This window comes from Streptomyces sp. TP-A0874, assembly GCF_001748085.1.
In the GTDB taxonomy this organism is placed as follows: Bacteria; Actinomycetota; Actinomycetes; order Streptomycetales; family Streptomycetaceae; genus Streptomyces.
Map to the genome: position 1 here is coordinate 852,182 of NZ_BBZK01000003.1, position 25,636 is coordinate 877,817.

General features: G+C 73.0%; 21 protein-coding genes. 16 read left to right on the plus strand and 5 right to left on the minus strand.

What is annotated here, in order from left to right:
* Window positions 1–7 precede the first annotated feature (7 nt).
* From BGP73_RS03470 to BGP73_RS03520, 11 genes are all read left to right on the plus strand, one after another.
* Complete coding sequence (locus tag BGP73_RS03470) at window positions 8–1,642, plus strand: carbamoyltransferase family protein (protein WP_069811879.1); 1,635 nt, start codon at window positions 8–10, stop codon at window positions 1,640–1,642.
* Window positions 1,639–2,676, plus strand: a complete 1,038-nt coding sequence (locus tag BGP73_RS03475; RefSeq protein WP_069811880.1) for a glycosyltransferase family 2 protein — start codon at window positions 1,639–1,641, stop codon at window positions 2,674–2,676. The genes BGP73_RS03470 and BGP73_RS03475 overlap by 4 nt, the downstream gene beginning before the upstream one ends.
* Window positions 2,676–3,326, plus strand: coding sequence for a D-glycero-alpha-D-manno-heptose-1,7-bisphosphate 7-phosphatase (locus BGP73_RS03480; RefSeq protein WP_079127163.1), 651 nt, complete (start codon window positions 2,676–2,678; stop codon window positions 3,324–3,326). The genes BGP73_RS03475 and BGP73_RS03480 overlap by 1 nt, the downstream gene beginning before the upstream one ends.
* The gene (locus BGP73_RS03485) at window positions 3,323–4,330 is read left to right on the plus strand and encodes a glycosyltransferase family 9 protein (protein ID WP_069811882.1); all 1,008 of its coding nucleotides are present in this window, start codon (window positions 3,323–3,325) and stop codon (window positions 4,328–4,330) included. Before BGP73_RS03480 ends, BGP73_RS03485 begins: the two co-directional genes overlap by 4 nt.
* Complete coding sequence (locus tag BGP73_RS03490; protein WP_069811883.1) at window positions 4,327–5,289, plus strand: glycosyltransferase; 963 nt, start codon at window positions 4,327–4,329, stop codon at window positions 5,287–5,289. Before BGP73_RS03485 ends, BGP73_RS03490 begins: the two co-directional genes overlap by 4 nt.
* Window positions 5,286–6,521, plus strand: coding sequence for a glycosyltransferase (locus BGP73_RS03495; RefSeq protein WP_069811884.1), 1,236 nt, complete (start codon window positions 5,286–5,288; stop codon window positions 6,519–6,521). The genes BGP73_RS03490 and BGP73_RS03495 overlap by 4 nt, the downstream gene beginning before the upstream one ends.
* Window positions 6,518–7,105 carry a D-sedoheptulose-7-phosphate isomerase gene (locus BGP73_RS03500; RefSeq protein WP_069811885.1) on the plus strand — a complete coding sequence of 196 codons (588 nt, stop codon included), beginning with the start codon at window positions 6,518–6,520 and terminating at the stop codon, window positions 7,103–7,105. Before BGP73_RS03495 ends, BGP73_RS03500 begins: the two co-directional genes overlap by 4 nt.
* Window positions 7,106–7,191: 86 nt before the next feature.
* Window positions 7,192–8,718 carry a D-glycero-beta-D-manno-heptose 1-phosphate adenylyltransferase gene (rfaE2, locus tag BGP73_RS03505; protein WP_069811886.1) on the plus strand — a complete coding sequence of 509 codons (1,527 nt, stop codon included), beginning with the start codon at window positions 7,192–7,194 and terminating at the stop codon, window positions 8,716–8,718.
* Window positions 8,719–8,721: 3 nt separating this feature from the next.
* Window positions 8,722–9,789 carry a glycosyltransferase family 9 protein gene (locus BGP73_RS03510; RefSeq protein ID WP_244501061.1) on the plus strand — a complete coding sequence of 356 codons (1,068 nt, stop codon included), beginning with the start codon at window positions 8,722–8,724 and terminating at the stop codon, window positions 9,787–9,789.
* A 70-nt stretch (window positions 9,790–9,859) separates the two neighbouring features.
* Window positions 9,860–10,759 carry a glycosyltransferase family 2 protein gene (locus BGP73_RS03515; RefSeq protein WP_069812104.1) on the plus strand — a complete coding sequence of 300 codons (900 nt, stop codon included), beginning with the start codon at window positions 9,860–9,862 and terminating at the stop codon, window positions 10,757–10,759.
* Entirely contained in the window at window positions 10,756–11,769 is a 1,014-nt protein-coding gene (locus BGP73_RS03520; protein ID WP_079127164.1) for a glycosyltransferase family 2 protein, read from the plus strand. The genes BGP73_RS03515 and BGP73_RS03520 overlap by 4 nt, the downstream gene beginning before the upstream one ends.
* A 134-nt stretch (window positions 11,770–11,903) precedes the next feature.
* On the opposite strand, the gene fdhA is transcribed toward BGP73_RS03520, so the two are convergent.
* The 3 genes from fdhA to BGP73_RS03535 all read right to left on the minus strand — a co-directional run bounded on the left by fdhA (window position 11,904) and on the right by BGP73_RS03535 (window position 14,977).
* Window positions 11,904–13,136: a formaldehyde dehydrogenase, glutathione-independent gene (gene fdhA, locus BGP73_RS03525; protein WP_069811887.1), complete on the minus strand. Its 1,233-nt coding sequence runs from the start codon at window positions 13,134–13,136 to the stop codon at window positions 11,904–11,906.
* 234 nt (window positions 13,137–13,370) lie between these two features.
* A complete protein-coding gene (locus BGP73_RS03530) occupies window positions 13,371–13,904 on the minus strand; it encodes a methylated-DNA--[protein]-cysteine S-methyltransferase (RefSeq protein ID WP_069811888.1) in 534 nt (177 codons plus the stop codon).
* A 149-nt stretch (window positions 13,905–14,053) separates the two neighbouring features.
* Complete coding sequence (locus BGP73_RS03535; protein WP_107473936.1) at window positions 14,054–14,977, minus strand: glycerophosphodiester phosphodiesterase; 924 nt, start codon at window positions 14,975–14,977, stop codon at window positions 14,054–14,056.
* Between the two features lie 466 nt (window positions 14,978–15,443).
* Between BGP73_RS03535 and uvrB the strand changes: the two genes are divergently transcribed.
* The 3 genes from uvrB to BGP73_RS03550 all read left to right on the plus strand — a co-directional run bounded on the left by uvrB (window position 15,444) and on the right by BGP73_RS03550 (window position 19,847).
* The gene (uvrB, locus tag BGP73_RS03540) at window positions 15,444–17,588 is read left to right on the plus strand and encodes an excinuclease ABC subunit UvrB (RefSeq protein WP_069811889.1); all 2,145 of its coding nucleotides are present in this window, start codon (window positions 15,444–15,446) and stop codon (window positions 17,586–17,588) included.
* 149 nt (window positions 17,589–17,737) lie between these two features.
* The gene (locus BGP73_RS03545) at window positions 17,738–18,316 is read left to right on the plus strand and encodes a TerD family protein (protein ID WP_069811890.1); all 579 of its coding nucleotides are present in this window, start codon (window positions 17,738–17,740) and stop codon (window positions 18,314–18,316) included.
* A 535-nt stretch (window positions 18,317–18,851) separates the two neighbouring features.
* Window positions 18,852–19,847, plus strand: coding sequence for a TerC family protein (locus BGP73_RS03550; protein WP_069811891.1), 996 nt, complete (start codon window positions 18,852–18,854; stop codon window positions 19,845–19,847).
* 58 nt (window positions 19,848–19,905) lie between these two features.
* On the opposite strand, the gene BGP73_RS03555 is transcribed toward BGP73_RS03550, so the two are convergent.
* The gene (locus BGP73_RS03555; protein ID WP_069811892.1) at window positions 19,906–20,556 is read right to left on the minus strand and encodes an MBL fold metallo-hydrolase; all 651 of its coding nucleotides are present in this window, start codon (window positions 20,554–20,556) and stop codon (window positions 19,906–19,908) included.
* Window positions 20,557–21,035: 479 nt separating this feature from the next.
* On the opposite strand from BGP73_RS03555, the gene uvrA reads away from it, so the two are divergent.
* Window positions 21,036–23,942 carry an excinuclease ABC subunit UvrA gene (gene uvrA, locus BGP73_RS03560; RefSeq protein ID WP_069811893.1) on the plus strand — a complete coding sequence of 969 codons (2,907 nt, stop codon included), beginning with the start codon at window positions 21,036–21,038 and terminating at the stop codon, window positions 23,940–23,942.
* Window positions 23,943–24,103: 161 nt separating this feature from the next.
* On the opposite strand, the gene BGP73_RS03565 is transcribed toward uvrA, so the two are convergent.
* Window positions 24,104–25,033 (minus strand): carbohydrate kinase family protein, encoded by a 930-nt coding sequence (locus BGP73_RS03565; protein ID WP_069811894.1) that lies wholly within the window; start codon window positions 25,031–25,033, stop codon window positions 24,104–24,106.
* 155 nt (window positions 25,034–25,188) lie between these two features.
* Here BGP73_RS03565 and BGP73_RS03570 point away from each other — a divergent pair, with 155 nt between their 5' ends.
* The gene (locus BGP73_RS03570; protein ID WP_069811895.1) at window positions 25,189–25,629 is read left to right on the plus strand and encodes a Rieske (2Fe-2S) protein; all 441 of its coding nucleotides are present in this window, start codon (window positions 25,189–25,191) and stop codon (window positions 25,627–25,629) included.
* Window positions 25,630–25,636: the final 7 nt, after the last annotated feature.

Genomic DNA, 25,636 nt, shown 5'->3' on the forward strand with positions numbered 1-25,636 from the left:
GGCAACCGTGCGTGTTCTCGGCGTCAACGCGCTCTTCCACGACCCCGCCGCGGCTCTGGTCGTGGACGGCAGAGTCGCGGCCGCAGCTGAGGAGGAACGTTTCAGCAGGCGTAAGCACGGTAAGCGGCCGGTCCCCTTCTCGGCCTGGGAGTTGCCCGAGCTCTCCGCCCGCTGGTGTCTGGAACAGGCCGGTCTCGCCCCGGCCGACCTCGACGCGGTCGCCTACTCCTACGACCCCGCACTGGCCCGCCCCGCCGACCGGATGGGGCTCGACGACCCGTGGGACGCACTCCGGCAGGAGTACGCCCGCCGGGCCCCGGAGTTCCTGGCGACGGCGCTGCCCGGGCTGGACCCCGAGAAAGTCCGCTTCGTGGCCCACCACGTGGCGCACGCCGCGTCGGCCGGCCCGGCCTCCCCGCACAGCGACTGCGCCGTGCTGGTGCTGGACGGCCGCGGGGAGAGCGCCTCCCACCTCGCGGGCCACTACCGGGACCGGGAGCTGACCGTGCTCGGCGGTCAGGAGCTCCCCGACTCGCTCGGACTGTTCTACGAGGAGCTCACCGAGCACCTCGGATTCCTCCGCAGCAGCGACGAGTACAAGGTCATGGCCCTCGCCTCGTACGGCGTGCCACGCTTCCGTGACCACCTCGGCGAGCATGTGCGCGCCCTCGGGGACGGTGGCTTCCGGGCCCGGTCGGTGCCCTGGGAGTCGCTGGTCCCGGCGCGCGAGCCGGGAGCGCCCTGGAGCCAGGACCACGCGGACCTCGCCGCCAGCGCCCAGGCCTGCCTGGAGGACGTCATCCTCGCCCTGGCGCACTGGCTGCACGACCGCACGGGGGAGAAGCGGCTCACCATGGCCGGCGGGGTCGCCCTGAACTGCGTGGCCAACTCCCGGCTGGACCGCGAGGGGCCCTTCCGGGAGATCTGGGTGCAGCCGGCGGCCGGCGACGCCGGGACGGCGCTCGGCGCCGCCCTGCACATCGCCGCCGAGCAGGACCGGACCGCCCCCATGGAGGGGGCCGCACTCGGACGGCACTGGAACGCGGCGGAGCTGCGCGACTGGCTGGAGCGCTCGGCCCTGCCCTACACGGAGCCGGAGGACGTCGCCGAGGCGGTGGCCGAGGAACTGGCCCGCGACGGGATCGTCGCCTGGTTCCAGGGACGGGGGGAGTTCGGCCCGCGGGCCCTGGGCCGGCGCTCCCTGCTGGCCCACCCGGGCCGCGCGGCGAACCTCGACCGCCTCAACGCGGTCAAGGGCAGGGAGGAGTTCCGGCCGGTGGCACCCATGGTGCTCGCCGACCGGGCCGCCGACGTTTTCACCGGCCCGCTGCCCAGCCCCTACATGCTCTTCGTCCACGAGGTGTCCGAGGCCTGGCGGGAGCGCCTCCCGGCCGTGGTGCACGTCGACGGCACCGCGCGCGTCCAGACGGTGGACGACGAGCGGGAGCCGCTGGTCGCCCGGATGCTGCGGGCCTTCGAACGGCGGACCGGCCTGCCCGCCGTGGTCAACACCAGCCTCAACACCGCCGGACGTCCGATGGTGGACGCCCCCCGGGACGCGCTGGAGTGCTTCGGCTCCGCCCCGATCGACCTGCTGGCCCTCGGACCCTTCGTGGTGCGTCGAGGAAAGGCCTTCGCATGAACACCGCCCCTCACCGGTACGCCGGGAGCACCGGGCCGGGAACGCCGGAGAACGCCTACTCCGTGGTGGTCCCGACCGTCGGGCGCGACTGCCTGGCCGAGTGCCTGTGGGCGCTGGGGTTGAGCGGCGGGCCGCCGCCACGGGAGGTGGTGGTGGTCGACGACCGCCCGGACCCCGCCGGTCCGCTGGTGCCGGAGGCGCCCGGCCCGCTGTCGGAGCGGACCCGGGTCCTCACCAGCGGCGGCCGGGGGCCCGCGGCCGCCCGCAACACCGGCCTGCGGGCGGTGGACACGCCGTGGGTGGTCTTCCTCGACGACGACGTCCGGGTCCGCCCCGACTGGCCCCGTCTGCTCTCCGCCGACCTCGCGGCGGCCGACCCGGCCGTCGGCGGCGTCCAGGGCCGGCTGCAGGTCCCGCTCCCGGAAGGCAGACGGCCCACCGACTGGGAGCGGGGCACCGCCGGACTGGAGGAGGCGGCCTGGGCCACCGCGGACATGGCCTACCGGACCGAGACGCTCCGTGAGGTCGGGGGCTTCGACGAGCGGTTCACCAGGGCCTTCCGGGAGGACGCCGACCTGGCCCTCCGAGTGCTGGCCGCCGGCTGGTCGCTGCGGCGCGGCGAGCGGGTCACCGACCACCCGGTCCGGCGCGCCGACCGCTGGGCCTCGCTGCGCGCCCAGCGCGGGAACGCCGACGACGTCCTGATGGGCCGGCTGCACGGCCGCGACTGGTGGTCGCGCGCCCGGGCCCCGCGAGGACGGTTGCCCCGGCATCTGGTGGTGACCGCCACCGCTCTGGCGACGGTCCTACTGGGGCTGACGGGGCGCCGCACGGCGGCGGCGGTCAGCGCGGCCGTGTGGGCCGCGGGGACCGCCGAGTTCGCCGGGGCGCGGATCGCCCCCGGCCCCCGCACCCGGCAGGAGGTCGCCACCATGGTCTGCACCAGCGTGGTCATCCCCCCGGCGGCGGTCGGGCACTGGCTCGCCGGTCTGGTGCGCCATCGTGACGTCACCGCCTGGCAGGGGGCGGGCTGATGGACGGGGCGCGGATCCCCGATCGACGCCTCCGCCCGAGCGCGGTGCGGGGCGCGGGAGAAGACGGCTGGGCGCCGGGCGTCCCGGCGGCCGTGCTGTTCGACCGGGACGGCACACTCATCGAGGACGTCCCCTACAACCCGGACCCCGAGCGGGTGCGCGTCCTGCCCGGAGTGTCCGAGGCGCTGCGGCTGCTACGCAGCGTGTCCATCGCCACCGGTGTGGTCAGCAACCAGTCCGGGATAGGCCGCCGCCTGGTCACCGAGCGGCAGGTGCGCGGGGTCAACGAACGGGTCGAGGAACTGCTGGGCCCCTTCGACACCTGGCTGTACTGCCCCCACCGACCCGAGGCAGGCTGCCGCTGCCGCAAACCGGCCCCGGGACTGGTGCTGGAGGCCACCCGACGGCTCGGCGTCGCCGCGCGGGACACCGTGGTGGTCGGCGACATCGCCGCCGACACGGACGCCGCGCGCGCGGCCGGGGCCCGGGCCGTCCTCGTGCCGAACGCCGCGACCCGGCCAGCCGAGATCGCGGCGGAGCCCTGCACGGCCCCCGACGTACTGACCGCGGTACGCCGTCTGCTGCGGGGCGCGGCCCGCCCCGTGGGCTCGGCGAGAGAGGCCCTTGGCCGGGAGTGGAGGGGCGGATGAGGTCGTTGGTCGTGCGTCTGGACGGTTTCGGTGACGTGCTGCTGGCCGGTCCGGCGGTACGGGCCGTCGCGGCACGCTCCGAACGGGTGGCGATGTGGTGCGGGCCGCGCGGCGAGGAGGCCGCCCGGCTGCTGCCGGGCGTGGACGAGGTGCTGGTCTGGGAAGCGCCGTGGGAAGGGGACGACCCGCCCGAGGTCGACGCGGCCGACATCGCCGGCCTGGTGCACCGGCTCCGGGAGCAGGAGTTCGACACGGCCCTGGTACTCACCTCCTTCCACCAGAGCCCGCTGCCCACCGCGCTGCTGCTGCGGCTGGCAGGCGTCCCGAGGATCGGCGCCGACAGCGAGGACAACCCGGGTCGCCTCCTGGACGTGCGCCACCGGCGCCGCCCCGGCCGGCACGAGGCGGAGGCGGCGCTCGACACCGCCGAGGCCCTGGGCTTCCCCCTCCCCTCTGGGGACGACGGTCGCCTCCGGATCCGTTCGACGCCCGACACCGGCCACCTCACCGGCCGCGAACCGTACGTCGTCATCCACCCGGGGGCCAGCGCACCGGCGCGCGCCTGGGACGCCGACCGCTGCGCGGAGGCGGCCGGCCTCCTCGCCGACGCCGGCCACCGCGTCGTGGTCACCGGAGGGCCCGCGGAGACCCCGCTGACCCGGCGGGTCAGCGGTGGCACGGCGATCGACCTCGGCGGGCGCACCGATCCCGGGGAGCTGGCCGGCGTGGTGCGCGCCGCGGACGTCCTGGTCAGCGGCAACACCGGACCCGCCCATCTGGCGGCGGCGGTCGGCACCCCGGTGGTGTCGCTCTTCGCCCCCGTGGTACCGGCCGACCGCTGGGGCCCGTACCGGGTGCCCAGTGTCCTGCTCGGCGACCAGTCGGCTCCCTGCGCGGGCTCCCGCGCCCGGCGCTGCCCGGTGCCAGGACACCCGTGTCTGACCGAGGTGACCGGGGAGGACGTGGTCCGCGCCGTGCAGAAACTCCTCAAGGAGAGCACATGAACGTCCTCATCTGGCATGTGCACGGGTCCTGGATCACGTCGTTCGTCCAGGGGCCGCACGACTACCTGGTGCCGGTCACGCCGGACCGCGGACCGGACGGTCTGGGGCGGGCTCGCACCTGGCAGTGGCCGCCGTCGGTCCGGGAGGTCACCCCTGAGCAGCTCCGTCGCAGCCGGATCGACCTGATGGTGCTCCAGCGTCCGCACGAGATCGAACTAGCCCGCTCCTGGACCGGTCGGAGCCCCGGCCGTGACGTACCGGCGGTCTACGTCGAGCACAACAGTCCCCACGGCACGGCCGTCGGGACCCGGCACCCGCTCGCCGAACGCGACGACATCCCCCTCGTCCACGTCACCCACTTCAACCGCCTGATGTGGGACAGCGGACGCGCCCCCACCACCGTGGTCGAACACGGCGTCATGGACCCCGGCCCGCTGTGGACGGGCACCGAGCGCCGGGCGGCGGTGGTCGTCAACGAGCCGGTGCGCCGGGGCCGCACCACCGGCACCGACCTGCTCCCGCGGTTCGCGCGGGCCGCACCGCTGGACGTGTTCGGCATGGGCAGCGAGGGCCTGGCCGACCACCTCGGCCTGCCACCGGAGCGGTGCCGGGCCCGGGACCTGCCGCAGGGCCGGCTCCACCCGGAGATGGCCCGCTGCCGCCTCTACCTCCACCCGGTCCGCTGGACCTCCCTCGGACTCTCCCTGCTGGAGGCGATGTTCCTGGGCATGCCGATCGTGGCGCTGGACACCACGGAGGTGCGGGAGGCGGTGCCGGAGGGCGCCGGGGTGGTGTCCAACCGCTTCGAGGTACTCGACGAGGCCGTCCGCGGCTTCCTTCGGGACCCCGAACACGCCCGGCGGGCGGGGGAGAAGGCCAGAGCCGCCGTGCAGGTCCGCTACGGGGTGCGACGGTTCCTCGACGACTGGGCACACCTGACGAAAGAGGTCTCGCGATGAAACAGGCAGCATCCGCCCGCCGACGCATCGCCATGGTCTCCGAGCACGCCAGCCCGCTGGCCGCGCTGGGCGGGCCGGACGCCGGTGGGCAGAACGTGTACGTCGCACAACTCGCCGGTCACCTCGCCCGCCGCGGACACGAGGTCACCGTCTACACCCGCCGGGACGACACCGACCTGCCCGACCAGGTCGAGACCGACGACGGGGTGAGCGTCGTCCACGTGCCCGCCGGGCCGCCCGCGCCACTGCTCAAGGACGAACTGCTGGTCCACATGCCGTCCTTCGGTGCCCACCTGGCCCGCACCTGGACGCTCGCGCGGCCAGACGTGGTGCACGCCCACTTCTGGATGTCCGGGGTCGCGGCGCTGACCGGGGCGCGCGGACTCGGCGTCCCGGTGGTGCAGACCTACCACGCGCTGGGCACCGTCAAGAGGCGACATCAGGGGGCTGAGGACAGCAGCCCCCGGCAGCGCGTCGCCATCGAGCGGCGGAACGGCCGCGAGTGCCACCGGGTCCTGGCCACCTGCGCCGACGAAGTCGCCGAACTGGCGGCCATGGGCGTGTCCGGCGCCCACGTCTCGGTGGTGCCCTGCGGTGTGGACGCCGAGCACTTCGCCCCGGTGGCCACACCCGCCCGCCGCGACCGGGCGCCACGGCGCCTCCTGGCGGTCGGCCGACTGGTGCCCCGCAAGGGCTTCGACCGCGCCATCCGGGCCCTGCCGGCCGTTCCGGACACCGAACTGCTCATCGCCGGCGGCCCGGAGCCCGCTCTGCTCTTCGCCGACCCGGAGGCCGAACGGCTGCGGCGGATCGCCGCCGAACACGGGGTCGCCGACCGGGTCCGGCTGCTGGGCGGGGTGTCCCGGAACCGGATGCCGGAGCTGATCTCCGGCGCCGACCTGGTGCTGGCCCTACCGAGCTACGAGCCGTTCGGCATCGTCCCGCTGGAAGCCATGGCCTGCCGCAGGCCCGTGGTCGCGACGGCCGTCGGCGGCCACCTGGACACCGTGCTCGACGGGGTGACCGGTGCGCTGGTGTCCACCGACGACACCCACCAGTTGGCCGGCGTCATCCGCGGTCTGCTCGACTCGCCCGAACTGCTGTCCCGGTACGGCGCCGCCGGTCGGGACCGGGTGCTCGCCCGGTACACCTGGGACCGGGTGGCCGACGGAGTCGCCCGGGTCTACGACGAACTCGCCGCCATCCCCCCTCTGTCAGGAGTGGCACCATGACCTCTCTCAGGAGCGGCCCCCCGAAACTCGCCACCACCAGCCAGCACTGCGACGAGCTGCTGACCGCGCTCGCCGAGTTCCGGCACTCCAGCGGCACCGCGCAACGCTGGGGCGCCCAACTGGCCCGCTCGCTGAGCGCGGGCGGCAGGCTACTGGCCGCCGGCAACGGGGGGAGCGCGGCCCAGGCCCAGCACCTGACGGCCGAACTGGTCGGCCGGTACCGGGACGACCGGCCACCGTTCTCCGCGCTCGCCCTGCACGCCGACACCTCGTCCACCACGGCGATCGCCAACGACTACGGAGTGCAGGACGTCTTCGCCCGCCAGACGCTCGCCCACGGGCGGCCCGACGACGTGCTGGTGCTGCTCTCCACCAGCGGATCCAGCGCCAACCTGCTCTCCGCGGCGACCGAAGCCCGCCGGATCGGCATGAGCGTGTGGTCCCTGACCGGACCGGAGCCCAACCCGCTCGCGGCCGCCAGCGACGAGGCCTGGTGCGTGAACGCCGCCAGCACGCCGACCGTCCAGGAACTGCACCTGGTCGCCCTCCACATGATCTGCGAGGCATTCGACGAGAACGTCTGAGCGTCGGCGCGGCGGGGTCGGCGCCACCCCGGGGAGGCGGCCGCCGGAAGCCACCGCGTACGAGACCGAGGCAAAGGAGGCAGAGCATGAGCGGCCTCACCCCGCTCCTGGTGGTCGGCGACAGCCTGCTCGACACCGACCTGTCCGGCCGGGCGGAGCGACTGGCACCGGACGCACCCGCCCCGGTGGTCGAGGACGCGCGCCGGACCACCCGGCCCGGCGGCGCGGCCCTCGCGGCGTACCTGGCCGCCTCGGACGGGCGCGAAGTAACCCTCATCACCGGACTCGGCCCGGACGAGGCCAGCAGCGCCCTCCGACGGCTGCTCAGGGGACGTGTCCGGCTGGTGGAACTGCCGCTGACCGGCCGACTGCCCCGCAAGACACGGATCATGGCCGGTGGTCGGGTGCTGCTGCGGATGGACGACGGCGCGGGCGGCGCCGCGGGCGCCACCGAGGAGGCCGTCGCCGCCCTCGCCCGGGCCCGGGCCGTCCTCGTCTCCGACTACGGCCGGGGCGCCGCCGACACGCTGCGGGCCCACCTCGCCGCGGCCTGCCGCCGGGTACCGGTGGTCTGGGACCCCCACCCCCGCGGCGGGGCCCCCGTCGCGGGGGTGCGGCTGGCCACCCCGGCGGCCCACGAGGCGCGGGCGTTCGCCTCTCCGATGGCGGCCGAGTCGCTGCGCCGGGAGGCCGAGCAGAAGGACCCGAGGGCGGGCCGACGTCCGAGCGGAGACGGCGGCCGGGCCGACGCGGCCGAGGAGAGCGCGGGACGCCAACTGGGCGGCGCCGCACGGGACGCCAGGCGGCTCGTGCGCGGCTGGGGCGTCACCTCCGTGGCCGTCACCCTCGGGCCGCAGGGCGCGCTGTTCTCACACGGCGAGGCCCCCCTGCTGGTGCCCACCCCCTGGCGGGCCGAGGGCGACGCCTGCGGGGCCGGTGACCGCTTCGCCTCGGCCGTGGCGGGGCTGCTGGCCGACGAAGTCCTTCCGGAGACCGCCGTGCAGCGGGCCGTGCACGCCGCCGCCCGCTACGTCGCCGACGGCGGCGCACACGCCGTAGAACCGGAGCCGGACCCGCCGTCGGCCGTCCCGGGCGGCCCCGGAGCGACGGACGTCGCGACGACGGTGGCCCGGGTGCGCGCGGCCGGCGGCACCGTGGTCGCCGCCGGTGGCTGCTTCGACCTGCTGCACGCGGGCCATGTGGCGCTCCTCCAGGCCGCCCGCCGCGCCGGTGACTGCCTCGTCGTCTGCGTCAACTCCGACGCCTCGGTGCGCCGCCGCAAGGGCAGCGGCCGGCCCTTGGTGCCGGTCGCCGACCGGGTCCGGGTACTGCTCGCCCTGGAGTGCGTCGACGCCGTCGCCGTGTTCGAGGAGGACACCCCCGAGTCGCTGCTGCGCGAACTCCGCCCCCACGTCTGGGCCAAGGGCGGCGACTACGCGCTCTCCCAACTGCCCGAGACCGCGCTCCTGGAGAGCTGGGGAGGCCAGGTCGTCCTCCTTCCGTACCTCGACGGGCGCTCCACCACCCGGCTCGCGGACCGCGCCGCCGGACGGCCGACCGCGCCGCCCGCGGACGGCGACCCCGGCCAGTGGCCCGTGAGCCTTCGGAGGTGACCGGTGCCCACCGATCCGCCGCGCCCCCGGCTGCTGGTGCTACGCGCCCTCGGCCTGGGCGACCTGCTGGCCGGCGTCCCCGCGCTGCGGGCCGTCCGCCGCGCCTTCCCCGGTCACGAGATCGTCCTCGCGGCGCCGCCGGCCCTCGAAGAGCCGGCCCTGGCCACCGGAGCGGTCGACCGACTGCTGCCGGCGCACGCCCCGGGCCGGGCCGTGCCGGTACTGCGCCACTGGACGGGCGACCCGCCGGAACTGGCGATCGACCTGCACGGAAACGGCCCGGCGAGCCGGGACGCGCTCGCCGAACTCCGGCCCCGCCGGCTGTGGGCCTTCGCCGCACCCCGCACGGGGCGCCAGGCCCCGCCCGACTGGCGGAGCGAGGAACACGAACGCCACCGCTGGTGCCGCTTCCTGCGCGCCTACGGCGTCCCGGCCGACCCGGCGGACCTGCGGCTCCCCTCCCCGGCCACCCCCTCCCCGGCCACCCCCTCCCCGGCCCCCGGTGCCGTCGTGGTCCACCCCGGCGCCGACTCCCCCGCCCGGCGGTGGCCCGCCGACCGGTACGCCACCGTCGCCCGCCGGCTGCGGGCCGCCGGGCACCGGGTGGTACTCGCCGGTGGCCCGGGGGAGGAGCCCCTGCTGCGGCGGGTCGCCCACGGCGCCCGCCTACCGGCCCGGGACACCTTCCCCGGCGGACTCCCCTTCGCCGAACTCTCCGCGCTGATCGCCGGAGCGGCGCTCTTCCTCAGCGGCGACACCGGTCCCGCGCACCTGGCCGTCGCCCACGGCACCCCCTCGGTGACCCTGTACGGCCCCGTCCCGCCCCGGCTGTGGGGGCCGCCGCCCAGTGACCAGAGGCACACCGCGCTCTGGCACCCCGGCCCCCCGGGGGACCCGCACGCCGCCGAGCCGGATCCGCTGCTGCTGCGCATCACCGCCGAGGAGGTCCTCGCGGCCGCGGCCGGCCGGACGGAGCCGCCGGCCACCGCCCTCGTACCCCGCGCCGAGGGAAGCCGACCGGAGCCCGCCAGGACGGAGAACCGGAGCGGAGGTGGCAGCCGTGCCGGATGACCGTTCCGCCGCCCCGGCCCACGGCGCACCCGGGGCGGCCTCCACGGCAGCCGAGGCCGAGGGCGTCACCGTGGTCGTCATCACCAGGGACCGCTGCGCGAGCCTGCTACGCACCCTCGACCGTCTCGCGGAACTGCCGGAGCGACCCGAGGTGATCGTGGTGGACAACGCCTCCGGTGACGACACCGCGGAACGGGTCCGCGACCACCCGGTGGGGGCGCGGCTGCTCACCCCCCGACGCAACACCGGGGCGCTGGGCCGCAACCTCGCGGTGCAGCAGGCGGGCACCCGGTACGTCGCCTTCAGCGACGACGACTCCTGGTGGCGCCCCGGGGCGCTCCGCACCGCCGCCGCGCTGCTCGACGCACACCCTCGGCTCGGCCTGCTGGCGGCCCGCACACTGGTCGGCCCGGTGGAGACCGAGGACCCGCTGAACGCCGTGCTGGCCGCATCCCCCCTGCCGCCCGCCGAAGACCTCCCGGGCCGGCCGGTACTCGGCTTCCTCGGCTGCGCCGCAGTGGTCCGCCGCCGGGCCTTCCTCGCCGTCGGCGGCTACCATCCACTGCTCTTCTTCGGCGCCGAGGAGACCCTGCTCGCCTACGACCTGGCAGCGGGCGGATGGGGCGTGTCCTACGAACCCTCGCTCGTCGCCCACCACCACCCGGCCGCCGAGGAACGGCCGGGGCGCTCACCCCGGGTGCGCCGCAACGCCCTTCTCACCGACTGGCTGCGCCGGCCGCTCCGGGTCGCCCTCGGCGGCACCGGCCGGCTCGCGCTGGCCGCGGCGCGTCGGGACCCCGGGGCCGCCACCGCGCTGTGCTCGGCGCTCGTCCGCCTCCCCGCCGCGCTGCGGCAGCGCAGGACGCTGCCGCCGCACGTGGAGGACGCCGTCCGCACCGTCGAACGGCGACAGCCGGAGCCCCGGGCCGCGGACGGTCGCCGACCGGGCCGTCGGAAGGCGCGGGCATGACCGGCGACCACCGGCCGGACGGCAGTCGGCCCGGCGGCCGGCCCGCGGAGGAGGGACGCGGTGGGCGGCCGCGCCCCGGTGCCCCGGCGGATCACCCGGGCGATGTCGGGTCGGCCGCGGACCACCGCACCACCGTCGTGGTGATCACCCGCAACCGCCGCCCCGAGCTGCTCCGCACCCTGCGCAGCCTCCGCGAACTGCCCGAACGGCCCCGGGTCATCGTCACCGACAACGCCTCGACGGACGGGACGGCGGAGGCCGTCGCCCGGGACTTCCCGGAGATGACACTGCTGCAGCCCGGCGAGAACCTCGGGTCCATCGGCCGCAACCTCGCGGTGGAGCAGGCTTCCACCCCCTATGTCGCCTTCTGCGACGACGACACCAGGTGGGAGCCGGGATCGCTGCAGCGCGCGGCCGACCTGCTGGACGCGCACCCCTCCCTGGCGGCGGTCACCGCCCGGATCCTGGTGGAACCCGATGACCGGGAGGACCCGGTCGTCGGGGAACTCCGGGACTCACCGCTGCCCCGCCCCGACTGGCTGCCCGGCCCCGCCCTCGGCTCCTTCCTCGCCGCCGCGACCGTGCTCCGCACCGACGCCTTCCGCTCCTCGGGCGGATTCCACCCGGGCCTCTGGCTCGGCGGGGAGGAGGAACTGCTCGCCACCGATCTGCTCCGCCAGGGCTGGTGGCTCTGCTACGTCCCCGAGATGACGATCCATCACGCCGTCTCCGAGGTGCGGGACAGCACGGCCCGCCGCGTCGTCGGCCTGCGGAACACGCTCTGGTTCACCTGGCTGCGGCGTCCCGCACTGCCGGCGGTGCGCCGCACCTGGTACCTGCTGCGGACCGTCCCCCGCGACACCGCCTCGCTGAGGGCGTTCCTCCAGGCGGCGGCGGGGATCCCGTGGGTGCTGAAGACCCGCGACCCGGTGCCGGGCTGGTTGGAGGAGCGGCTGGCGCGGTTGGAGGAGGCGCAGCGGGCCTCCACCGCCCGACGCTACGTGGGCTGAGGGCTACGTGGGCTGCACGGAGCTCGCCGTCCGCCGCGCGCGGCCGTCCCGCCGGATGCGCGTGGCCGACCGCCGCAGGGTCTCCCGGACCTCGCGGCGGTCGGCGGACGGAGCCCGCGACGGCGGCCGAGGCTTCAGACGGGGCGGACCCCGTCGAGCGCGCCGTGCGGGTTGAGGACGTACTTGCGGCTCGCCCCCTTGTCGAACTCCGCGTACCCGCGCGGAGCCTCGTCGAGGCTGATGACCGTGGCGTTGACGGCCTTGGCGATGTGGACCTTCTCGTGGAGGATCGCCTTGGCCAGCCCCCGGTGGTACTTCATGACCGGGCACTGGCCGGTCGTGAACCGGTGGCTCTTCGCCCAGCCCAGGCCGAGTCGGACCTTCAGGGTGCCCGTCTGGGCGTCCTGGTCGGAGGCGCCCGGGTCGGCGGTCACGTACAGGCCGGGGATTCCGAGCGCACCGCCGGCGTGGGTCACGCTCATCAGCGAGTTCAGCACCGTCGCGGGGGCCTCCTCCGCGTCCGGGCTGCCGTGGGCCCGCGCCTCGAAGCCGACCGCGTCGACCGCGGCGTCGACCTCCGGCTCGCCGAGGATCTCGGCGATCTGCTCACCGATGTCGCCGCGGGAGATGTCGACCGTCTCGCAGCCGAAGCTGCGGGCCTGGGCCAACCGCTCGGGGTTGAGGTCGCCCACGATGACCACCGCCGCACCCAGCAGATGGGCGGAGCAGGCGGCGGCGAGGCCGACCGGGCCGGCCCCCGCGACGTAGACGGTGCTCCCCACCTTCGTCCCGGCCGTGACCGCGCCGTGGAACCCCGTGGGGAAGATGTCCGAGAGCATCGTGAGGTCGAGGAGCTTCTCCCGGGCGGCGTCCCGGTCCGGGAACGGCAGGAGGTTGAAGTCCGCGTAGGGGACCATGACGTAGTCCGCCTGCCCGCCGACCCAGCCGCCCATGTCGACATAGCCGTAAGCACCGCCGGGCTGCACCGGGTTGACGTTGAGGCAGATGCCGGTCTTTCGCTCCTTGCAGTTCCGGCAGCGCCCGCAGGCGATGTTGAACGGCACCGAGACGATGTCACCGACCTTGATGAACTCCACGTCCGGGCCGAGTTCCACGACCTCCCCGGTGATCTCGTGGCCGAGCACCAGACCGGCCGGAGCGGTGGTCCGACCGCGCACCATGTGCTGGTCGCTTCCGCAGATGTTGGTGGCGAGCACCTTGACGATCACACCGTGCGGACACTTGCGGCCGGCGTTCTCCGGAGCCACACCCGGACCGTCCTTCAGTTCCAGCGTCGGATAGTCGGTAGTCCTCACTTCGACGGTTCCGGGGCCGAGGTATGCGACTCCGCGGTTTCCTCCGCTCATGGCTGCCGTCCTTTCGGCTCGTTTCGCGGATGGCGTGGCCCGTGCCGGCACAGAAGAGCAGGCCCCTTGGGGCGGGCACGAGCAGGCAGGTGCGGGCCGGCCGTTGCCCTCCAGCATCACCCTGGGACGGGGGCGCCGCCACCGGAGCCGAGGTGCACGGCGAGGGGCCCGTGCGTCGTGGCCCGGGCGACCCCGACCGCCCCGGGCTCAGAGTGACCGGCGGTTCGCTCCAGGTCAGAAGAGCGGTGCCGGGAGGACGCCTTCGAGCGCCAGCAGGGTGCGCTTGGCCTCCAGACCGCCGCCGAAGCCGCCGATCCCCCCGTCGCTGGCGACCACCCGGTGGCAGGGCACCACGACCGGCAGCGGATTCGACCCCATGGCCGCGCCGACCGCTCGGGCCGCGCCCGGCTCGCCCACCCGGTCCGCCAACTGCTGGTACCCCACGACCGCCCCGTACGGCACGGTGGACGCCAGCTCCCGGAGCACCCGGAGGTTGAAGCCGCCCGAGAGCGACCAGTCGAGTTCGAGGGTGAAGCTGCGGAGCCCGCCGGCGAAGTACTCCCGCAGCTGCCGGGACGCCTCGGCGAGCCCCGGGGCCTCAGGGGCCGCCACCGGCTCCGTGCCGCACCGGCTCGCCAGGGCCGCCACCGTGCGGCGGACCCGGTCCTGGTCGGCGTTGAAGACGACCTTGACCAGCCCGCGGTCGGTCGCCGCGACGAAGAGCGGGCCGATGGGGCTCTCCAGTACCGTCCAGCTCACTGCGCTCACCGGGAGAGCCTAACCGCCCGCTCCGGACCGGCGACCGCTTCCGTCCGCCCGGGGCCCCGGTGCGGCCGGGAGCGGCCGGAAACGGCACGAGCCGTGTCCCGACGCACGGGACACGGCCTGCCGGCCTTGCCGGGGTGGGTCGGGCTCGATCAACGCCCGGCCGGGAGGAGTGCCTCGGTCGGCGACTCCGTGTCCGGATGGTGGCCGCGGAGGGCGGCGCGGACGACGTCGGCGGAGTTGCTGATGATGCCGTCGACGCCGTAACGGGCGAGCGAGCGTGCGGTCGGCCCGTCGTCGACCGTCCAGGTGTACACCTCCAGCGGCGCGTGGTGCGGGCCCCTGAACCGGTGGACCGCCTTCACGTAATCGGCGTCGATCGTGGTGTGACTGGGGTTGATCTGGTCGGTGAAGCGGGCGTAGTCGGCGAGCTCGGCCACGGCCGGGGTGCCCAGGAAACCGGTTTTCACATCGGGCCGGAGCTGATGGACGGTGCGCACGCTGTCGGCGCTGAAGCTCTGGATGATGAGCCGGTTCCGAACGTGGTCGCGGTCCAGCCAGCCACCGGCCCGCAGCTCGTCCAGGATCTGCTGCTCGATGCCGGGGTAGAGCTCCGGCGACTTGATCTCGAGCAGCAGGTTCTGCCCGTTGCGGGTGATGGTGCGCAGGTACTCCGTGAGGGTCGGCACCCGCTCGCCCCGGTACTCCGCCGAGAACCAGCCACCCGCGTCGAGCCGCTTGATCTCCCTGAGTGTGAAGTCTGACACGTTCCACGGCGCTCGGTCCGGATAGCGGTCCTCGGCGTCGGTCGTGCGGCCGAGCGTGGTGTCGTGGATGACGACGAGCTTGCCGTCCCTGGTGCGCTGGACGTCGTTCTCCACCCAGGGCAGATGGCGGTCCCGGGCCTCGTCGACCGCCGCCAGGGTGTTCTCGGGGGCGTAGGAGGAGGCGCCGCGGTGCGCTACGAGCACCGGCGGGTGTGAACGCCCGAGTGCCTCTGCCGACGAGGCGGAGACGGAGAGCGCGGAGAACCCCATGAGCGCGGCGACTACGGCTGCGACAGGGCGTTTGAGCACGTGGACTCCTCGCGTTGTCTGGTCAAGGACGCGCTGAGGTTCGCAGGCGCGGGCTAACGACGGACGGTCTCGGAGTGGCCGGAGGCTGAACAAGCACACGATTGCGTGAACGTGTCGGTCCATGTGCCGCCTTCGAGTGAGGGAGCATGACGGAGCCAGAAGTTCGACATCGACCCGCAAGAGGTGCTCGCCGGATGTCCGTTGAGAAAACGGACTTTACGGGAACACGCCGGCAACCACCATCCGGACATGTGATGTCGAACAACTGAGCACTGACGGCGACTTACCCAGAAAACAGGTTGATCGCTGCTGTTCCCGCTGGTTTTTCCCAGCCGCCCAGACGATGCGTCCCCGGTCGGCCGGCCACCGCGGCGGCGGTGGCGAGACGATCGCGGGGCTGCCGCCGGAGCGGTGGGCGCGACGATCACCAGCTGGTTTGTCGGTGCGGGGACGTACCGTGGAAACCATGCGGCCCGTATCCCACATCGAACGCAAGGTGGCGCCCTTCGAGGTCGTCAGCCCCTATCAGCCCAGCGGCGACCAGCCGTCCGCCATCGACGACCTCGAGGCGCGTATCACCGGGGGCGAGAAGGACGTGGTGCTGCTCGGTGCCACCGGGACCGGCAAGTCGGCGACCACCGCGTGGATGATCGAGCGCCTCCAGCGTCCGACCCTGGTGATGGCGCCGAACAAGACGCTCGCCGCCCAGCTCGCCAACGAGTTCCGCGAGCTGCTTCCGAACAACGCGGTCGAGTACTTCGTCTCGTACTACGACTACTACCAGCCCGAGGCTTACGTACCGCAGTCGGACACTTACATCGAGAAGGACTCCTCGATCAACGAGGAGGTCGAGAGACTCCGCCACTCCGCCACCAACGCGCTGCTGACCAGGCGGGACGTCGTCGTGGTGGCCTCCGTCTCCTGCATCTACGGTCTGGGCACCCCGCAGGAGTACGTCGACCGGATGGTGCCGCTCAAGGTCGGCGAGGAGTACGACCGGGACCAGCTGCTCCGCCGCTTCGTCGACATCCAGTACACCCGGAACGACATGGCCTTCACCCGAGGCACCTTCCGGGTCCGCGGCGACACCATAGAGATCTTCCCGGTCTACGAGGAGCTCGCCGTCCGGATCGAGATGTTCGGCGACGAGATCGAGGCGCTGTCCACCCTCCACCCCCTCACCGGCGAGGTCCTCTCCGAGGACGAGGAGCTCTACGTCTTCCCCGCCAGCCACTACGTCGCCGGCCCGGAGCGGATGGAGCGGGCCATCACGGGGATCGAGCAGGAACTGGAGGAGACGCTGGCCCGGCTGGAGAAGCAGGGCAAGCTGCTGGAGGCCCAGCGGCTGCGGATGCGCACCACCTACGACATCGAGATGATGCGCCAGGTCGGCTCCTGCGCGGGCATCGAGAACTACTCCCGGCACATCGACGACCGGGAACCGGGCTCGGCCCCGCACACCCTGCTCGACTACTTCCCGGAGGACTTCCTCCTGGTGATCGACGAGTCGCACGTCACCGTGCCGCAGATCGGGGCGATGTACGAGGGCGACGCCTCCCGGAAGCGGACCCTCATCGAACACGGCTTCCGACTGCCCTCCGCCATGGACAACCGCCCGCTCAAGTGGGAGGAGTTCACGGAGCGCATCGGTCAGACCGTCTACCTCTCGGCAACCCCCGGAGACTACGAGCTCTCCCGGGCCGACGGACAGGTCGAGCAGATCATCCGGCCGACCGGACTCGTGGACCCGCAGGTGGTGGTGAAGTCCACCGAGGGGCAGATCGACGACCTGGTGCACGAGATCCGGCTCCGCACCGAGAGGGACGAGCGGGTCCTGGTCACCACCCTCACCAAGAAGATGGCCGAGGATCTGACCGACTACTTCCTGGAGCTCGGCATCCAGGTCCGCTACCTGCACAGCGACGTCGACACCCTGCGTAGGGTCGAGCTGCTCCGGGAGCTCCGCTCCGGTGAGTACCACGTGCTGGTCGGCATCAACCTGCTGCGGGAGGGCCTCGACCTGCCGGAGGTCTCGCTGGTCGCGATCCTCGACGCCGACAAGGAAGGCTTCCTCCGCTCCGGAACCTCCCTCATCCAGACCATCGGCCGGGCCGCCCGCAACGTCTCCGGGCAGGTTCACATGTACGCCGACAGGATCACGCCGGCGATGGAGAAGGCGATCGACGAGACCAACCGGCGCCGGGAGAAGCAGATCGCCTACAACACCCTGCACGGTGTCGATCCGCAGCCGCTGCGGAAGAAGATCAACGACATCGTGGCCGCGATCGCCCGGGAGGAGGTCGACACCCGCGAGCTGCTGGGCACCGGCTACCGGAAGGGCGGGGAGCGCACCGCCGGGGAGGGCGCGGACGCACCGCAGGAGATCAAGGCGGGGGTCCCCGACCCCGGTGGCAGGACGCCGTCCGGCGACGGCGGGAGGGCGCTGACGGACCGGCCGGCCGCCGAGCTCGCCGGGCTGATCGAGGAGATGACCGGACGGATGCGGGCCGCCGCCGCCGACCTGCGGTTCGAGGTCGCGGCACGGCTCCGGGACGAGGTCGGCGAACTCAAGAAGGAGCTACGGCAGATGAGGGAGGCGGGGCTCTCCTGACCCGGAGGCGCTCTGTAGCAGCTGCGACACAAACAACACCGGGGGTGTCCTCCCGGGCGCTGTCCTGCCTAGTCTTTCACCGCGACCGTACAGACCAGTCGATATCCAGAAAATCGGCTGCTGTTCAGTGAAGTTGAGAGGGGACAGCGGTGAGTGTCAGCTTGGCGAAGGGGCAGGGCATCAGCCTGGAGAAGTCCGGCGGTGGGACCCTCACCGCGGTGCGGATGGGGCTCGGCTGGAAGGCGGCTCCCCGGCGCGGGTTCTTCGCCTTCCGGGCACGGGAGATCGACCTCGACGCGTCGGCCGTGCTGTTCGACGGCGAGCGGCCGGTGGACGTGGTGTTCTTCCGGCACCTCACCAGTGACGACGGCTCGGTACAGCACTCGGGCGACAACCTCTCCGGGGGAGCCGGCCAGGGCGCCGACGACGAGTCGATCTCGGTCGACCTCCGGCGGGTGCCGGCCCACGTCGACCAGATCGTCTTCACGGTGAACTCCTTCACCGGCCAGACCTTCGCCGAGGTCGAGAACGCGTTCTGCCGTCTCGTCGACGAGACCACCGGCCAGGAGACCGCCCGCTACACGCTCACCGGTGGTGGTCAGTACACCGCGCAGATCATGGCGAAGGTGCACCGGGTGGGCGGCGGCTGGCAGATGACGGCCATCGGGGAGCCCGCCAACGGGCGGACCTTCCAGGACCTGATGCCGGCGATACTGCCGCACCTGTAGGCGGTGCCGGTGGCGGAAGGGGGCGGCCGTCGCGGTCCTGGCGGTGGTTCGTCCCCCGGCCGCCGATGGTGAGTGCCCCGCACCGCGTCGACCGGAAGCCCGGGGCCCTGCCGCGGGGCTTCCGGCTCGGCGGGGACCCACCCGCCGCACGCCGTGGGGGCCGGAGCCTCTCCGCGGGGCCTCGGCCGTCCTCGCCGTCCTGGAACTGCTCGCCCCGTCCCACAACCCCGCGCCGCCTGGGCTTTTGGTGAATATTTTACGCTTCCTTGGGCTTCCTGCTACTCTCGCCGCAGCGGAGGGGAGTACTCCTTACGCGATGCGCCCGTCAGTACGGTGAGCGACGGCCCGGTCCCGGGCCGCCGCGAGCCCGGGCCGTCGGCCCGGAATTCAGCGGGCGGAAGAGACCTCCGGCAGCACCAGAGCTATAAGGGCTCCTCACCGCGCTCGGCCGGTACACGTCGCACCCGCGCGACGCGGCGGCCGGCCGCCCGTCCCGGGGAGCTCCGAGCCGTAGGACTCTGCCCGGAGGAACGCAGTGGACGTCTCCCTGACCGTCTGGACGCTGACCGTCGTCGGTCTCTGTCTCCTGATCGCCGTTGACTTCTTCGTCGGCGGCCGGAAGCCGCACCAGGTCACCATCAAGGAAGCCGCTGCCTGGACCACGGTCTGGGTGCTGCTGGCCGCGGTGTTCGCGCTCGCCCTGCTGCTCTTCGGCGGTGGCCGACCGGCAGGCGAGTTCACCGCCGGATACATCACCGAGAAGTCGCTCAGCGTCGACAACCTGTTCGTGTTCGTGTTGATCATGGCGAAGTTCGCGGTGCCGAGCAGCTACCAGCAGCGGGTGCTGATGGTGGGGGTGCTCATCGCCCTGGTGCTGCGCGCGGTCTTCATCGCCGGCGGGGCCGCGATCATCGCGCACTTCTCCTGGGTCTTCTACCTCTTCGGCGCGTTCCTCATCTGGACGGCGTGGAAGCTTCTCCGGGAGGCCGGGGCGGGCGACTCGGGCCAGGGAGAGCAGGAGTTCCGGGAGAACCGCTTCCTCGCGCTGGTGCGCCGCCGCTTCCCCTCCACCGACGACTACCACGGCACCAGGCTGTTCGTGGTCCGGGACGGGCAGCGGTTGCTCACCCCGATGCTCGTGGTGATGGTCGCCATCGGCACCACGGACGTCCTCTTCGCGCTGGACTCCATCCCCGCCATCTTCGGGCTGACGGAGGACCCGTACATCGTCTTCACCGCGAACGCCTTCGCCCTGATGGGGCTGCGTCAGCTGTACTTCCTGATCGGCGGACTGCTGGAGAGGCTGGTGCACCTCTCGTACGGCCTCTCGGCCATCCTCGGGTTCATCGGGGTGAAGCTGGTGCTCCACGCGCTTCACGAGTCCGGGGCGGCCGTTCCCGAGATCAGCACCCCGGTCTCGCTCGCGGTGATCTGCGGTGTCCTCCTCGTCACCACGGCTTCCAGTCTCAGGGCCTCCCGGAAGCAGGCGGAGCGGGAGGCGGTCACCGGCGGGAGGCGGGACGCGGACTGAGCGGTGTCCCGTTCGACCGGGGCCGGCGGGAACTGTCCCCGCCGGCCACCGCTCCGGCTCACCAGCCGCGGGCGCGCCACTCCGGCAGGTGCGGTCGCTCGTCGCCGAGTGTGGTGTCGTTGCCGTGCCCCGGGTAGACCCAGGTCTCGTCGGGCAGCGGGAAGATCTTCTCCTCCAGGCCGTCCATGAGGCTGGTGAACTCCTCGGTGCTGGTCGTCCGGCCGGGGCCGCCGGGGAAGAGGCAGTCGCCCGTGAAGAGGTGGGGATGTCCGTGCGGGTCGTCGTAGACCAGGGCGATGCTGCCGGGGGTGTGACCGACCAGGTGGCGGGCGGTGAGTTCGACGCGGCCGACCCGGATGGTGTCCCCGTCCTCGACCAGCACCTCCGTGGCGACCGGGATGCCCTCGGCGTCGTACCGTCCGGCGAGGGTGCGGGCGCCGGTCGCCTCGACGACCTCCCCGAGGGCCTGCCAGTGGTCGCCGTGCCGGTGGGTGGTGACCACGGAGACGAGGCCGTCCTCGCCGACGAGGTTCAGCAGGGTGCGCGGTTCGTTGGCCGCGTCGATGAGCAGCTGCTCGCCGGTGGCCCGGCAGCGCAGTAGATAGGCGTTGTTCTCCATCGGGCCGACGGCGACCTTGGAGATCATCAGGTCAGTGAGTTCGTGCACATCCGCGGGTCCGCCGACCGTGACCCTTCCGCTGTACGTCATGGGGGCCACACTAAGGGTTGTCGCATCCCCACCGGCGGGCGCACAGGACAGCCGGGGCCCGCGCTCCGCCGGCGGTCCGGCACCCGGTGTGCTGCCGCCCGCTTCCCGGTGCACGGGGTCGCGAGTGCCGCGCCCGCCCCGATCCGGTGGCCGCGGGTCTCGGGTTCGCTGCGTGCGGTACGCCGTTCGGTGGTTGCCGGGTCGTCGTGGCCGCCGACCTCGTGACGGTCGGTATCGGGCTGAATCGGACAGGAACCGCCGCGGTCGATCCTGACCGAAGGGATCCGGTCAGCGGGATGAAGCGGGGGCCGCGGAGCGTTGATACTCGTCCGGGTGAAAGAAACCCGAGAGCCCGCAGAATCGAATGTGCGTGCTATAAGCTCAGGGTTGCTTCCCCAAGAGCTCGCTGTGGCGCCCCCTACCCTGGATTCCGGGGCTCCGCCCTGGCTTCCTCCTCCTCAAGAAAGGTGCCGACCGGCGTGGCCGACCGTCTCCTCATCCGCGGCGCTCGTGAGCACAACCTCAAGAACGTCTCGCTCGACCTGCCCCGCGACTCCCTGATCGTCTTCACCGGGCTGTCGGGTTCGGGCAAGTCCTCCCTCGCCTTCGACACGATCTTCGCCGAGGGGCAGCGTCGCTACGTCGAGTCCCTCTCCTCCTACGCTCGGCAGTTCCTCGGCCAGATGGACAAGCCGGACGTGGACTTCATCGAGGGGCTCTCGCCGGCGGTCTCGATCGACCAGAAGTCGACCTCCCGCAACCCGCGCTCGACGGTCGGCACGATCACCGAGGTCTACGACTACCTGCGGCTGCTGTTCGCCCGCATCGGCAAGCCGCACTGCCCCGAGTGCGGCCGCCCGATCTCCCGCCAGTCGCCGCAGGCGATCGTCGACCGGGTACTGGACCTCGAGGAGGGGAGCCGCTTCCAGGTGCTCTCGCCGCTGGTGCGGGAGCGGAAGGGCGAGTTCGTCGACCTCTTCTCCGACCTCCAGACCAAGGGCTACAGCCGGGCCAGGGTGGACGGGCAGACGGTACGGCTGAGCGAGCCGCCCGAGCTCAAGAAGCAGGAGAAGCACACCATCGAGGTGGTCATCGACCGCCTCACGGTCAAGGAGGGCGCCAAGCGGCGGCTGACCGACTCGGTGGAGACCGCCCTCGCCCTCTCCGGCGGCATGGTGATCCTGGACTTCGTGGATCTGGAGCCGGACGATCCGCAACGGGAGCGGATGTTCTCCGAGCACCTCTACTGCCCGTACGACGACCTCTCCTTCGAGGAGTTGGAGCCCCGCTCCTTCTCCTTCAACTCACCCTTCGGAGCCTGCCCCGACTGCACCGGCATCGGCACCCGGATGGAGGTCGACCCGGAGCTGGTCGTGCCCGACGAGGAACGCTCGCTGGACGAGGGCGCCATCCACCCCTGGTCGCACGGGCACACCAAGGAGTACTTCAACCGGCTGGTGGGCGCCCTCGCCGAGGAGCTCGGCTTCCGCACCGACATCCCCTGGGCCGGCCTGCCTCGGCGGGCCAAGAAGGCGCTGCTGAACGGGCACCGGACGCGGATCGAGGTCCGCTACCGCAACCGCTACGGACGCCAGCGCGCCTACACCACCTCCTTCGAGGGGGCGATCCCCTTCGTCAAGCGGCGGTACGCCGAGGCGGAGACGGACACCGGCCGGGAGCGCTTCGAGGGCTATATGCGCGAAGTGCCCTGCCCGACCTGTGAGGGGACCCGCCTCAAGCCGATCGTGCTGGCCGTCACCGTCCACGGGAGGTCCATCGCCGACATCTCCGGGATGTCGATCAACGACTGCGCGGACTTCCTGAGCGGCCTGGAGCTGGAGGCGCGGGAGCGGCGGATCGCTGAGCGGGTGCTCAAGGAGGTCAACGAGCGGCTGAGGTTCCTCGTCGACGTCGGCCTCGACTACCTCTCGCTGAACCGCGCGGCCGCCACCCTCTCCGGCGGTGAGGCGCAGCGGATCCGGCTCGCCACCCAGATCGGCTCGGGCCTGGTAGGGGTCCTGTACGTGCTGGACGAGCCGTCGATCGGCCTCCACCAGCGCGACAACCACCGGCTGATCGAAACCCTGGTGCGCCTGCGGGACCTGGGCAACACGCTGATCGTCGTCGAGCACGACGAGGACACCATCAAGGCCTCGGACTGGGTCGTGGACATCGGTCCCGGCGCCGGCGAGCACGGCGGCCAGGTGGTGCACAGCGGGACGCTGAAGGAACTCCTGGCCAACGAGGAGTCGATCACCGGGCGGTACCTCTCCGGAACGGAGGCGATCGAGCTTCCGAAGGACCGGCGGCCGGTCGACACCGAACGGCGCCTGACGGTCCGCGGCGCCCGGGAGCACAACCTCCGGGACATCGACGTCTCCTTCCCGCTGGGGGTGCTCACCGCGGTCACCGGGGTCTCGGGTTCCGGTAAGTCGACGCTGGTGAACGACATCCTGTACACCCACCTGGCGCGCGAGCTCAACGGAGCCAAGGCCGTCCCGGGCCGGCACACCCGGGTGGACGGCGACGAACTGGTGGACAAGGTCGTCCACGTCGACCAGTCGCCGATCGGTCGTACCCCGCGCTCCAATCCGGCGACCTACACCGGTGTGTTCGACCACGTCCGCAAGCTCTTCGCGGAGACGACGGAGGCGAAGGTCCGCGGCTACCTGCCGGGCCGCTTCTCCTTCAACGTCAAGGGCGGCCGGTGCGAGAACTGCTCCGGCGACGGCACGATCAAGATCGAGATGAACTTCCTGCCGGACGTGTACGTACCGTGCGAGGTCTGCCACGGTGCGCGGTACAACCGCGAGACCCTGGAGGTGCACTACAAGGGCAAGTCCATCGCGGAAGTGCTGGACATGCCGATAGAGGAGGCCCTCGACTTCTTCGAGGCGGTCCCCAAGATCGCCCGGCACCTGCGCACCCTCAACGAGGTGGGGCTCGGTTACGTCCGCCTGGGCCAGCCGGCGCCGACCCTCTCGGGGGGCGAGGCCCAGCGGGTCAAGCTCGCGAGCGAGTTGCAGAAGCGCTCGACCGGCAGCACGGTCTACGTGCTGGACGAGCCGACCACCGGGCTGCACTTCCAGGACATCAGCAAGCTGATCAAGGTGTTGTCCGGGCTGGTGGACAAGGGGAACACCGTGATCGTCATCGAGCACAACCTCGATGTGCTCAAGACCGCGGACTGGATCGTGGACATGGGGCCGGAGGGTGGCCACGGCGGTGGCCTCGTCGTCGCCGAGGGCACCCCCGAGCAGGTGGCGGCGGAACCGGCGAGCCACACCGGGAAGTTCCTCCGAGACGTGCTGGGGAACCGGGTCAGCGACGCGGCGTTCTCCCGCGGCGCGGACGGCGGTGCCAGAAAGACGAGGCGGCGGCGTTAGCCCGTCCCGGCCGGCAGCCCGGGCGCTGGGCTGCCGGTCCTGTCATCCTGTGCTCAGGTGATCAAGGCCTGTGGAGGAGGCCCGGCCGTCCCGGGCCTCCTCCGTCCGTTCCCGCCCCGCTCCTGGAACGGGCCCTCTCGGGGAGCACCGTCCGGCGGCCGTCAGTCGGCCAACTCCGCCGCGTAGGGCGGTTCGGCTCCCGCACGGGAACAGGTGACGGCCGCGGCGCGGGCCGCGAAGGCCAGCACATCGCGCCAACCGGCCGCGTCGAGCCCCGCGGCCGCGGGGCGGGACAGTGCTCCGACCGTCGCCAGCCGGTGCAGCAGCGCCGCGTTCACGGTGTCCCCGGCGCCGATGGTGTCCACCACCTCGACCGGCTCCCCCGGCACGGAGATCTCGCCCTCCCGGGTCCATGCCGAGAGGCCCGAGCCGCCCCGGGTCAGCACGACGGCCGAGGGACCCTGCTCCAACCACTCCTGCGGCCGGCCACCGAGCCACTCCGCGTCCTCGACCGACAGCTTGACCAGCGCGGTGTGCGGCAGCCAGGAGCGGAAACGCTCGCGGTACGCCTCCGGGTCCCCGATCAGGCCGGGACGGATATTGGGGTCGAGCATGGTGAAGAGCCCGCGCGCCGCCTCCCGCCGCAGCAGCGCCTCGTAGGCGCTCGCGCCCGGCTCCAGCACCATCGAGCAGGTGCCCACGCAGAGCGCGGTCGCCGCCTCGGGCAGCCGCTCGGGGAGCTCGAAGAGGCGGTCGGCGGTCCCCTCCACATAGAAGTTGTAGCCCGCCGAGCCGTCCTCCCCGATCTCCGCGACCGCCAGGGTGGTGTGCTCCGGCCCCCGCTGCACCAGTGAGACGTCGACTCCGGCGTCCCGGAGTCCGCTCATCAGCCCCTGACCGAACCGGTCGGTCGACACCCGGGAGCAGAAGGCGGTGGGCGATCCCAGCCGGCCCAGCGCCACCGCGGTGTTGTAGGGGCCGCCGCCGCGCCGCGGGGACAGCGCGTCGGTCCCGGGCACCCCGGGAGCGGACTCGGCGCTCGCTGCCGCGGGGACCAGGTCGATCAGGGCTTCTCCAGCTATCACGATCACGGCTCCGATCCTTCCGTGCCCACGGCGGGGGCGTCCAACCGGCCCCCCGGTGCCGGCCGCCGCCCAGGACCGCGCGCTCCCGAGGGGCTTCGGCCGGCTGCGCTCTCAGCCGATATGGTCTGATACGAGACCCCGCCGAACGCAGTGGAGCCACCATGCCCGACCGCCCCGCCCCCCGCCGGACCGTGCTCTGCTCCGCGGCGCTGGCCGGTGTCGCCGGCCTGACCGGGGCCGCGATCAGCGGTTGCGCACCGGAGACGGGGTCCGACGGCGCCGGCGGTGGCCGCCGCGCCGCCTCGCCCACCGCCCCGGTGGAGCTGGGTGAGGCAGAGGACGTGCCGGTCGGCGGGGCCAAGCTGTACGCGGAAGCCCGGATCCTGGTCAGCCGGCCGGCAGCCGACGAGTATCGGGCGTTCAGCGCCCTCTGCACCCACCGGGGGTGTGTGCTGAGCGCGGTCAAGGTCGCCGAGGCGGTCTGCGGCTGCCACGGCAGCCGCTTCGCCGTCGACACCGGGAAGGTCCTCGCCGGTCCCGCCGTGGAGGAGCTGCCGCGGGTGCCCGTCAGGGTCGACTCCGGGAAGCTGGTCGCGGGCTGAGACCGGT

Excerpts from the sequence above, each read along its gene's own strand:
- BGP73_RS03485 (WP_069811882.1), top strand. The coding sequence starts at position 3,323 with ATGAGGTCGTTGGTCGTGCGTCTGGACGGTTTCGGTGACGTGCTGCTG.
- BGP73_RS03570 (WP_069811895.1), top strand. The coding sequence starts at position 25,189 with ATGCCCGACCGCCCCGCCCCCCGCCGGACCGTGCTCTGCTCCGCGGCG.
- uvrB (WP_069811889.1), top strand. The coding sequence starts at position 15,444 with ATGCGGCCCGTATCCCACATCGAACGCAAGGTGGCGCCCTTCGAGGTC.
- BGP73_RS03480 (WP_079127163.1), top strand. The coding sequence starts at position 2,676 with ATGGACGGGGCGCGGATCCCCGATCGACGCCTCCGCCCGAGCGCGGTG.
- BGP73_RS03555 (WP_069811892.1), bottom strand. The coding sequence starts at position 20,556 with ATGACGTACAGCGGAAGGGTCACGGTCGGCGGACCCGCGGATGTGCAC.
- BGP73_RS03490 (WP_069811883.1), top strand. The coding sequence starts at position 4,327 with ATGAACGTCCTCATCTGGCATGTGCACGGGTCCTGGATCACGTCGTTC.
- BGP73_RS03495 (WP_069811884.1), top strand. The coding sequence starts at position 5,286 with ATGAAACAGGCAGCATCCGCCCGCCGACGCATCGCCATGGTCTCCGAG.
- fdhA (WP_069811887.1), bottom strand. The coding sequence starts at position 13,136 with ATGAGCGGAGGAAACCGCGGAGTCGCATACCTCGGCCCCGGAACCGTC.
- rfaE2 (WP_069811886.1), top strand. The coding sequence starts at position 7,192 with ATGAGCGGCCTCACCCCGCTCCTGGTGGTCGGCGACAGCCTGCTCGAC.
- BGP73_RS03520 (WP_079127164.1), top strand. The coding sequence starts at position 10,756 with ATGACCGGCGACCACCGGCCGGACGGCAGTCGGCCCGGCGGCCGGCCC.
- BGP73_RS03500 (WP_069811885.1), top strand. The coding sequence starts at position 6,518 with ATGACCTCTCTCAGGAGCGGCCCCCCGAAACTCGCCACCACCAGCCAG.
- BGP73_RS03475 (WP_069811880.1), top strand. The coding sequence starts at position 1,639 with ATGAACACCGCCCCTCACCGGTACGCCGGGAGCACCGGGCCGGGAACG.